Raw genomic sequence first — 8,459 nt, forward strand, 5'->3', positions numbered from 1 at the left:
GGACGGGCAAGGCGCCGCCACTTCAGGTTCAACTACGGCGCCAGCGCCGGTCACCCATGCCGCGCGAGCGGCTTAGTCCAATGGCGCAGAATAGACCTAGCAGGCTGAACTGGAGGGCTGCAGCCATCACCAAGTGTGACGCCCCTACCGCCTCGCCCCCAACACCCGCGTCACCGCCTCGATCACCCGCTGGGGCTGGTCCAGCTGGATCAGGTGGCTGGTGTCGGTCACGACCTGGCGTTCGCCGCGCGTGGACAGGGCCGCCAGGGCCTTGTGGCTTTCGACCCAGTCCGCCGTCAGGGCCGCATGGTCGGCCTCGGCTTCGCGCGGCCAGTAGGGGCGGGCGGCGCTGAGCACGATCAGCGGCAGGTCGCCATAGGCTCGGCCGGCCTTGGCGATGCGCTCGCCATTGGCCTCGTACTCGGCGTAGAGCGAGGCCTGGGCGCGCAGCCGGGCGGGGTCGGCGTCGCGCTGGGCCAGCGTGGCCTGAACCGGCTTGGGAATCTCCGGGAAGTACTGGAAGCAGGGCGCGGCCGGGGCGCCCGTCTTGATCGCGCCGGACGCGACGCCGGCGGCGCAGTCGCGCAGGCGCTGGACCTCGCTGGCGAAATAGGCGCGGTCGGCCTTGGCGGCCACGGGGCTGATCGCCGCCTCGCGGGCCAGGTCGTGGGGCCGCGACGGGTCGACCAGCACGACGCCCGCGACTTCCTGGCGATGACGATCGGCGAAGGCCAGGGTCTCGTAGGCGCCGGCGGAGTGCCCGACCAGCACGTAGGGGCCCTTGATCCCGGCGCCCTTCAGCGCGCGCTCCAGGTCGGCGGTGGTCTGGTCGACCGTCTGGGCGTGGCGCGCGTCGCCGTCGCTGAGGCCGAAGCCCGCGCGGTCCCAGGCGCAGGCGCGGGTGACCTTGGCGACCTCGGGCTGGACCTTGGCCCAGGTCGCCGACCAGGCGCCCAGGCCGGCGGTGAACACCACGGTCGGCGCGCCCTGGCCGATGCAGCGCAGATGGATGCGGCGCGCGCCGTCGACGGCGACCATGCCGCCCGGGGCGATGTAGTCGGCCATGGCCTCGACGACCGGCACGTCCGGAATGACCTGGGCGCGCGCGCCGCAAGCCAGGCTGGCCAGCAGCAAGCCGACGCCGACCGAAAACAATCCCTTCACGCGCACATCCCCCGCATTGCTCGCTTTCCGGGCGCGGACCTTAGCCTTGGCGGCGGCGATGGCAACCTTGGTCTAGGGGCGGTGTCCCAGCGCCTTGCACGCGTCATGCCGGAAGCAGCTGACAAAGTGGTCGTTGACCATGCCGGTGGCCTGCATGAAGGCGTAGACGATCACCGGGCCGCAGAACTTGAAGCCCCTGGCCTTCAGCGCCTTGGCCATGTCGACGGCCAGGGGCGTCTGGGCCGGGACCTGGGACCCGTCCTCCCAGGCGTTCTGGATCGGCGCGCCGCCGACGATGTCCCACAGGAAGCCGCTGAAGTCCTCGCCGCGCTCGCGCATGTCCAGATAGATCCGCGCGCCGGCGATGGCCGCGTCGATCTTGCCGTTCGAGCGGATGATGCCGGCGTCGGCCATCAGCCGCGCGCGGTCGGTCTCGTCGAAGCGGGCGACCTTTTCGGGATCGAAGCCGGCGAAGGCCGCGCGGAACGCCTCGCGCTTCCTCAGGATGGTGATCCACGACAGCCCGGCCTGGAAGCCGTCCAGCACCAGCTTTTCCCAGAGCGCGCGGCTGTCCCACTCGGGCACGCCCCACTCGTGGTCGTGATAGGCCTCGTAGAACGGATCGCCGTTCATGCCGCGCCAGGTGCATCGGGTCGGTTCGGTCATGCGACGAGCTTGGCGCAAAGCGCGGCGCATGACCAGAACTTTTCAAGAACAGAAGCGCGGCGCGCGGCGGCGCGCTACGCCTTCAGGAAGGTCTCGACCTCGGCCATGAACTTGGCGTCCTGGTCGATCATGATGAAGTGGGCGGTGTCCTCGATGCGGACCAGCTTGACGCCCTTCAGCGGTGTGTAGGCCGCCTGGTACCAGCCCCCGAAGACGGCCGCGGGGACGGGCATGCCGCTGTTCCAGGCGTAGACCACCGTGGTGGGGGCGGTGATCTTGGAGAGCTCCGGCGTCAGGTCGGTGGTCAGCAGCTCCTCCATGGCCCGGCCCGAGACCTGCCGGTCGCTGTCGAGCGAGTGCTTGACGATGGCCGGACGGGCGGCCTCGGTCTTCACCATGCCGGCGATCACCTGCTCCTGCATGGCCTTGAAGCCCTCGGCCGGCGCGTTGGCGATCTGGGCGCGGAAGCCGGCGGCGCGCTGGGCGACGACGTCGGCCGGGACGCCCGGGCCGAAATAGGCGACCGAGAGGTTGGGGAACATGTCGACGACCATCAGCTTGCCGACCAGCGCGGGATGGCGCGCGGCCAGCATCATGCCGATCGTGCCGCCCATCGAGTGACCGATCACGGCCGGCGTCTTCAGGCCCTTGTCCTGGATGTAGCCGGCCAGGCCCTCGGCGACGCCCGCCGCGACCTTGCCCTCGGCGTTTCCGGCCGTCGGCGCCCCGGCGAAGCCCGCAACCTGCACCAGGTGGACCCGGTAGCGGCTCTTCAGGGCCTCGGCGGTCGGCTTCCAGATCTCGCGGGACGAGGACAGGCCGGGGATCAGGATGACGTCCGGACCCGCGCCCACCACCTCGACGGTGAAGCGGTCGGCGTCGGCGGCGAGGACCGGGCCGGCGAGGGCGGCGGCGGCGAGCAGCGCGCCCGCGCCCAGGATGTCACGGCGGTTCATGAATAGGCTCCCCAGAACGATCCTGGCCTCCAGTGGCGGACCGTCGTTTGGCGAACCTCTGCCTTGCTTTGTCGCGGAGCGCAATCGTCAGGGTTGCGGTAGCCAGCCGGGCCATTCGACCCGCACGGGGCGGCCCTCGACCGTCAGGTCCGCGCCGTCGATGCGATCCAGGCGCAGCAGGGCCAGCGCCCGGCCGTCGCTGCCGCTCGCGACCTCGCCGGCGCGCAGCTCGCCCGCCAGCACCTCGGCGCCGAAGGCCAGCGGCGGGCCGTCGAAGGTGATCGGCAGCATGCGGGTCTTGATCGTCCCGCGCCGCTTCATCCGGCTGGTGGTCTCCTGGCCGACGAAGCAGCCTTTCTTGAAGTCGATGCCGGCCAGCAGGTCGAAATTGGCCTCGATCGGATAGGTCCGCTCCTGGCCCCAGTCGGCGGGGCCGGGGACGCCGAGCGCCAGGCGATGGGCGTCGTAGGCGTCCTCGTCGGCGTCGGCGGGGCGGTCGTCATAGGCGCGCGCGCCCAGCGCCGGCAGGCGCGGATCGACGTAGAGGCCCTCGCCCGCGACCTCGCCGCCGAACACCGCCAGCACCGGCCGGTCGCTGGCCTCCAGCGTCACCTTGGCCCGCAGGCGGTAGATCGTCAGGCGCTGGATCAGGGCGTCGCGCTGGTCGGCCTGGACGTCGAGCAGGGCGCCGTCGTCGGTCCCGGCCACGAACAGGTCGTGCAGCAGCTTGCCCTGCGGCGTCAGCAGGCCCGCGAAGCGCAGCTCGCCCGGCGCCAGGGTCTCGACGTCCTGGGTCAGCAGGCCCTGCAGGAAGCTTCGCCAGTCCGGGCCGGAGACGGCGATGACGGCGCGGGAAGTCAGGCGGGCGGTGATCGGCGTGGTCATGGGCGCAGATGTGGCGCCGGGGACCCGTTCGCGCCACCCTTTCCGGCCATGAACCGGCTCGTCCCGGTAAACAAGACATTAACGTGGGATGCGCCGACTCGCCGACGGCCCTATACATGGACCGATGACACAGCGGGCCTTCCCGATTCTCTTCATCACGGCGACGCGCATCGGTGACGCGGTGCTTTCGTCCGGCCTGATCAAAATGCTGGCCGACCAGATCCCCAACGCGCGCTTCACCATCGTCGCCGGCCCGCTGGCCGCGCCGCTGTTCGCGCACGTGCCGGGTCTCGACCGGGTTATCGTGATGGAGAAGGGCAAGGGCAAGGGCCATTGGTTCAAGCTGTGGAACCAGGTGCGCCACAAGAAGTGGGGGCTGGTCGTCGACCTGCGCGGCTCGGCCACGGCCCTCTTCCTGCGCCGCGACAAGCGAGCGATCTGGAAGAAGACCCCGGGCGAGCCGGTGCACAAGGTGGTCGACGCCGCCCGCACGCTGAAGCTCGAGGGCGAGCCGCCCGCGCCCTATCTCTACATCACGCCCGAGGTCGAGGCCCTGGCCGACGAGCTGCTGGGAGACAGCGGTCCGATCCTGGCCGTGGGGCCCGCCGCCAACTGGGTCGGCAAGGTCTGGCCGATCGAGCGCTTCGCTCAGACCGCCGCCCAACTGCTCGACAAGGACGGGCCCCTGGCCGGCGGCCGGCTGCTGATCCTGGGCGGGCCGGAAGACACCCGCATGGTCGAGGAGCTGCGCATGGCCTCGGCCCGCGGCCGCACGATCGACCTGACCGGCAAGGTGGATCTCCTGACCGCCTATGCCTGCCTCAAGCGCGCCAGCCTGTTCATCGGCAACGACTCGGGCCTGATGCATATCGCCGCGGCCGCCGGCTGCCCGACCGTCGGGCTGTTCGGCCCCTCGGACGAGCGCCGCTACGGACCCTGGGGCGACAAGGCCGTCGCCGTGCGCGGCCCGCGCAGCTTCGAGCAGTTCCTGGCCGTGGATCCGGAGCTCTCCCAAGCCATCCGCCATATGAGCGACCTGCCGGTGACCACGGTGATCCGCGCGGCCAAGGACCTGCTGGCCCGGGTCTCGCCGCAGGTCGAGCCGGCGGTCGAGGACAACGTCGCTGACACCGAGGTCCCGGAAACCTCGCCGTGGGGCGAGCCGATCGAGGACCCGGCGCCGGCGGAGGCTTCGCCGGAAGCCTCGCCGGAGACGGACGCCGCCGAACGGCGAGTGGCCGAGCCCGACGCCAGCTAGTTCCAGGTTGCCTCGGGCGCGGAGCGGCCCTAGATCGCCTCGACCATTCGCGAGGAGCCGCGCCATGACCCAGACCTTCGACCTGATCGTTCGCGGCGGCGAGGTGGTGAACCATGCCGGGCGAGGCTTCGCCGACATCGGCGTGCGCGGCGGCAAGATCGTCGCGATCGGCGACCTCTCCCAGGCCAGCGCCGGCGAGGTGTTCGACGCCACGGGCCTGACCGTGCTGCCCGGCGTCATCGACAGCCAGGTCCACTTCCGCGAGCCCGGCCTGGAGTGGAAGGAAGACCTGGAAAGCGGCTCGCGCGGCGCGGCTCTGGGCGGCGTCACCGCCGTCTTCGAGATGCCCAACACCGAGCCGACCACCACGGATCCCGAAGCCCTGGCCGACAAGCTCTCGCGCGCCAAGGGCCGGATGCACACCGACCACGCCTTCTATGTCGGCGGCACCCACGAGAACGCCGCCTTCCTGGGCGAGCTGGAGCGCCTGCCGGGCTGCTGCGGCATCAAGGTGTTCATGGGCGCCTCGACGGGCTCGCTCCTCGTGCAGGACGACGAAGGCGTCGAGAACGTCCTGCGCCACGTCAACCGCCGCGCGGCCTTCCACTCCGAGGACGAATACCGCCTGGCCGAACGCCGGGCTCTGGCCCGTCCCGGCGACTGGACCAGCCACCCGGAAGTGCGCGACGCCCAGGCCGCCCTGCAGTCCACCCACCGCCTGGTCCGCATCGCCAAGAACCTCGGCAAGCGCATCCACGTGCTGCACGTGACGACCAAGGAAGAGATCGACTTCCTGGCCCAGAACAAGGACGTCGCCAGCGTCGAGGTCACGCCCCAGCACCTGACCTTGGTCGCGCCCGAGGCCTATGAGCGCCTGAAGGGCTTCGCCCAGATGAACCCGCCGATCCGCGACGCCGAGCACGTGGCGGGGATCTGGCGCGGGATCGACACCGGCGTCGCCGACGTGCTGGGCAGCGACCACGCCCCGCACACCCGCGAGGAGAAGGCGCGGCCCTATCCGGCCTCGCCGTCGGGCATGCCGGGCGTCCAGACCCTGGTGCCGATCATGCTGACCCACGTGGTCGACGGGAAGCTAACCCTGGAGCGCTTCGTCGATCTGACCAGCCACGGCGTGAACCGGATCTTCGGCCTGGCCGACAAGGGCCGCATCGCCGAGGGCTTCGACGCCGACTTCACCATCGTCGACATGAAGGCGCGCCGCGTCATCACTCACGACTGGATGGCCACCCGCTCGGGCTGGACGCCGTTCGACGGCTTCGAGGCCAAGGCCTGGCCCAAGGCGACGATCGTGCGCGGGATCGTGGTCATGCGCGACGACGAGGTGATCGCCGAGGGCCGCGGCGAGCCGGTGCGGTTCCTGGAGACGCTGGCGGGGTAGGTATCTTCCATCCCGATCTCCCCGGCGAATGCCGGGGCCCAGATCGTATGGCTTTGGGCTGACGGGAAGCAGCGCCCCGCCCATGCTTGCGTCTCGGAGGGCTTCATCTGGGCCCCGGCATTCGCCGGGGAGGTCGGGTGTTGATAGAGTTAGAGCGCTTCCATTCGCCTACGGATCAACCAGCGCATTTCCGCCTCCGCCGGCCCCAGCGCCAGCGCCTGGTCATAGGCCGCCAGCGCCGCCTCCCGCCGTCCCAACCGCGCCAGCAAGTCCGCCCGCACCGCATGGAAGGGCTGGAATCCCGCCAGGCGCTCTTCATCCAGCGCCTCCAGGTCCGCCAGCCCCGCCGCCGGTCCCGCCACCTCCGCCAGGGCCACCGCGCGATTGACCCGCGCGAACGGGTCCTCGCCGAAGCCCAGCAGAGCGTCGTACAGCGCCAGGATCGCCGGCCAGGGCGGCGGTTCCTCCAGGGTTCGTCGCGCGCACCAGGCCCCGTGCAGGGCCGCCCGCAGTTGCAGCGGCCCGGGCCGTCCCAGGCTTCCCGCCCTGCGCAGAAGAGCCTCGGCCTCGGCGATCAGCGCGCCGCGCCACAGCGCCGGATCCTGGCGATCCAGCGGGACCTTCACGCCTTCGCCGTCTAGCCGCGCCGGCCGCCGGGCCTCGGCGTAGCGGACGAGGGCCGCGAAGGCCAGGGCGTCCTGCTCGTTCGGCAGAAGCTCGACCAGGACGCCCGTCAGGACCAGCATCTCATCGGCGAAGCCCGCGTGCGGCCCGACCCCGGCCGCGTCCTCGTGGGCGCGGGCGTAGGCGACCTCCAGGGTGGCGAGCACGGCCGCCAGACGCTCGGGCCAGGCGTCGCGGCCAGGAACCTCGAACGACACGCCGGCCTCGGCGATCTTGCGCTTGGCGCGGGTCAGGCGCTGCAGCATGGTCGGCTCGGACACCAGGAAGGCGCGCGCGATCTCCTGGGCCGACAGTCCGCAGACTAGGCGCAGGGTCAGGGCCGCCCGCGCTTCGGGCGCCACCGCCGGGTGACAGCAGACGAAGATCAGCCGCAGCCGCTCGTCGGGGATCAGGCGGGCGTCGGAGGCGAGCTGGGCCTCGACCGACGGTTCCGGCTCGGGCGCGTCGGGCGTCAGCCGGCGGCGAACGCTTCGCTTACGGATCACATCGAGCGCCCTGCGGCGGGCGCTGGCGTAGAGCCAGGCGGCCGGGTCCAGCGGCGGGGCGGCGGGCCAGACCTCGGCCGCCTTGGCGCAGGCGTCGGCAAAGGCCTCCTCGGCGATATCGAGGTCGCGGAACGCGGCCGCCAGGGCGGCGACGATCCGACCTCCGCTCGCCCGGAACGTCTGGTCCAGCGCGGCCAGGACCTAGTCCTCGTCGATGATCGGCCGCACCTCGACCGACCCGTCGCCGGCCAGCGGCACGCGCTTGGCCAGGGCCAGGGCGTCGTCCAGGCTGTCGACCTCGACGAGGTAGAAGCCGCCCAGCTGTTCGCGGGCCTCGGCGTAGGGGCCGTCGTGCAGGGCGTATTGGCCGGAGGTCTTGCGCGCGGTGGTGGCCGTGTCGCTGGTCTTCAGGCCCGCGCCGCCCTTCAGGATGCCCTTTTCCGCCAGTTCGCCGGCGAAGGCGCCGTGGGCGGCCAGGATCTCTTCCCAGGCCCGGCCATTGTCGCCGCGGAAAGCCTTCTCGTCTTCAAAGATCAGCAGCGCGTATTTCATGCGATGTCTCCCATCGGGCTCCGCGACCCTCGCGGCGCCTCGACCCCAGAGACGCGCCGGCTCGACCGGATTCGACAGCGGGCGCCGAAAAATGTCGAGAGGGCTCTCTCCTCCCCCTTTGGGGGAGGTGGCCCAGCGGGCCGGAGGGGGCAGCGCGGTCGATGCGGAGCAGCCCCCTCCGTCGCTCCGCGACACCTCCCCCAAAGGGGGAGGAGAGAAAAACTAAGAGCGTTCGCGGCGCTCCATGATCCGCGTAGACGAAATCGAACCGAACGATTTCAAGCGCTTGTCGATTTTACACGTCGCTGGATCATCCGCGTTAAATCCCCCGCCATACTCAGAGCTGTCCCCGTCGCGGGGGAGGGCGCTTGGATCCGGCCCAATGCGGCGATGGGGATAGGCTGAGCGGG

Annotated in this window: 8 protein-coding genes; 2 read left to right on the plus strand and 6 right to left on the minus strand. The window is 71.1% G+C overall.

All coding sequences use genetic code 11. The features are described from left to right. Positions 1-144: 144 nt before the first annotated feature. The 4 genes from DI526_RS22445 to DI526_RS22460 form a co-directional block, all read right to left on the minus strand. Positions 145-1,164, minus strand: coding sequence for an alpha/beta fold hydrolase (locus DI526_RS22445; RefSeq protein ID WP_304282972.1), 1,020 nt, complete (start codon positions 1,162-1,164; stop codon positions 145-147). 72 nt (positions 1,165-1,236) lie between these two features. Beyond that, a complete protein-coding gene (locus tag DI526_RS22450; protein WP_304282974.1) occupies positions 1,237-1,830 on the minus strand; it encodes a DNA-3-methyladenine glycosylase I in 594 nt (197 codons plus the stop codon). A gap of 74 nt (positions 1,831-1,904) precedes the next feature. Next, positions 1,905-2,786, minus strand: a complete 882-nt coding sequence (locus DI526_RS22455; RefSeq protein WP_304282978.1) for an alpha/beta fold hydrolase — start codon at positions 2,784-2,786, stop codon at positions 1,905-1,907. Between the two features lie 87 nt (positions 2,787-2,873). Beyond that, positions 2,874-3,671 (minus strand): folate-binding protein YgfZ, encoded by a 798-nt coding sequence (locus tag DI526_RS22460; protein ID WP_304282980.1) that lies wholly within the window; start codon positions 3,669-3,671, stop codon positions 2,874-2,876. A gap of 124 nt (positions 3,672-3,795) precedes the next feature. Here DI526_RS22460 and DI526_RS22465 point away from each other — a divergent pair, with 124 nt between their 5' ends. Together DI526_RS22465 and DI526_RS22470 are read left to right on the plus strand one after the other, a co-directional pair. Further along, positions 3,796-4,929 carry a glycosyltransferase family 9 protein gene (locus DI526_RS22465; protein WP_304282983.1) on the plus strand — a complete coding sequence of 378 codons (1,134 nt, stop codon included), beginning with the start codon at positions 3,796-3,798 and terminating at the stop codon, positions 4,927-4,929. Between the two features lie 64 nt (positions 4,930-4,993). Beyond that, positions 4,994-6,328, plus strand: a complete 1,335-nt coding sequence (locus DI526_RS22470) for a dihydroorotase (RefSeq protein WP_304282985.1) — start codon at positions 4,994-4,996, stop codon at positions 6,326-6,328. A 149-nt stretch (positions 6,329-6,477) separates the two neighbouring features. Here DI526_RS22470 and DI526_RS22475 read toward each other — a convergent pair whose 3' ends face one another. Beyond that, positions 6,478-7,497: an RNA polymerase sigma factor gene (locus DI526_RS22475; RefSeq protein WP_304282987.1), complete on the minus strand. Its 1,020-nt coding sequence runs from the start codon at positions 7,495-7,497 to the stop codon at positions 6,478-6,480. A 201-nt stretch (positions 7,498-7,698) separates the two neighbouring features. Then, complete coding sequence (locus tag DI526_RS22480; RefSeq protein ID WP_304282991.1) at positions 7,699-8,049, minus strand: YciI family protein; 351 nt, start codon at positions 8,047-8,049, stop codon at positions 7,699-7,701. Positions 8,050-8,459 lie beyond the last annotated feature (410 nt).

It is taken from the genome of Caulobacter segnis, assembly GCF_003243465.1.
In the GTDB taxonomy this organism is placed as follows: Bacteria; Pseudomonadota; Alphaproteobacteria; order Caulobacterales; family Caulobacteraceae; genus Caulobacter; species Caulobacter segnis_A.

Bases quoted from the DNA above. Each gene is read 5' to 3' on its own strand.
- DI526_RS22480 (WP_304282991.1), bottom strand. From the start codon at position 8,049: ATGAAATACGCGCTGCTGATCTTTGAAGACGAGAAGGCTTTCCGCGGC.
- DI526_RS22450 (WP_304282974.1), bottom strand. From the start codon at position 1,830: ATGACCGAACCGACCCGATGCACCTGGCGCGGCATGAACGGCGATCCG.
- DI526_RS22455 (WP_304282978.1), bottom strand. From the start codon at position 2,786: ATGAACCGCCGTGACATCCTGGGCGCGGGCGCGCTGCTCGCCGCCGCC.
- DI526_RS22460 (WP_304282980.1), bottom strand. From the start codon at position 3,671: ATGACCACGCCGATCACCGCCCGCCTGACTTCCCGCGCCGTCATCGCC.
- DI526_RS22465 (WP_304282983.1), top strand. From the start codon at position 3,796: ATGACACAGCGGGCCTTCCCGATTCTCTTCATCACGGCGACGCGCATC.
- DI526_RS22470 (WP_304282985.1), top strand. From the start codon at position 4,994: ATGACCCAGACCTTCGACCTGATCGTTCGCGGCGGCGAGGTGGTGAAC.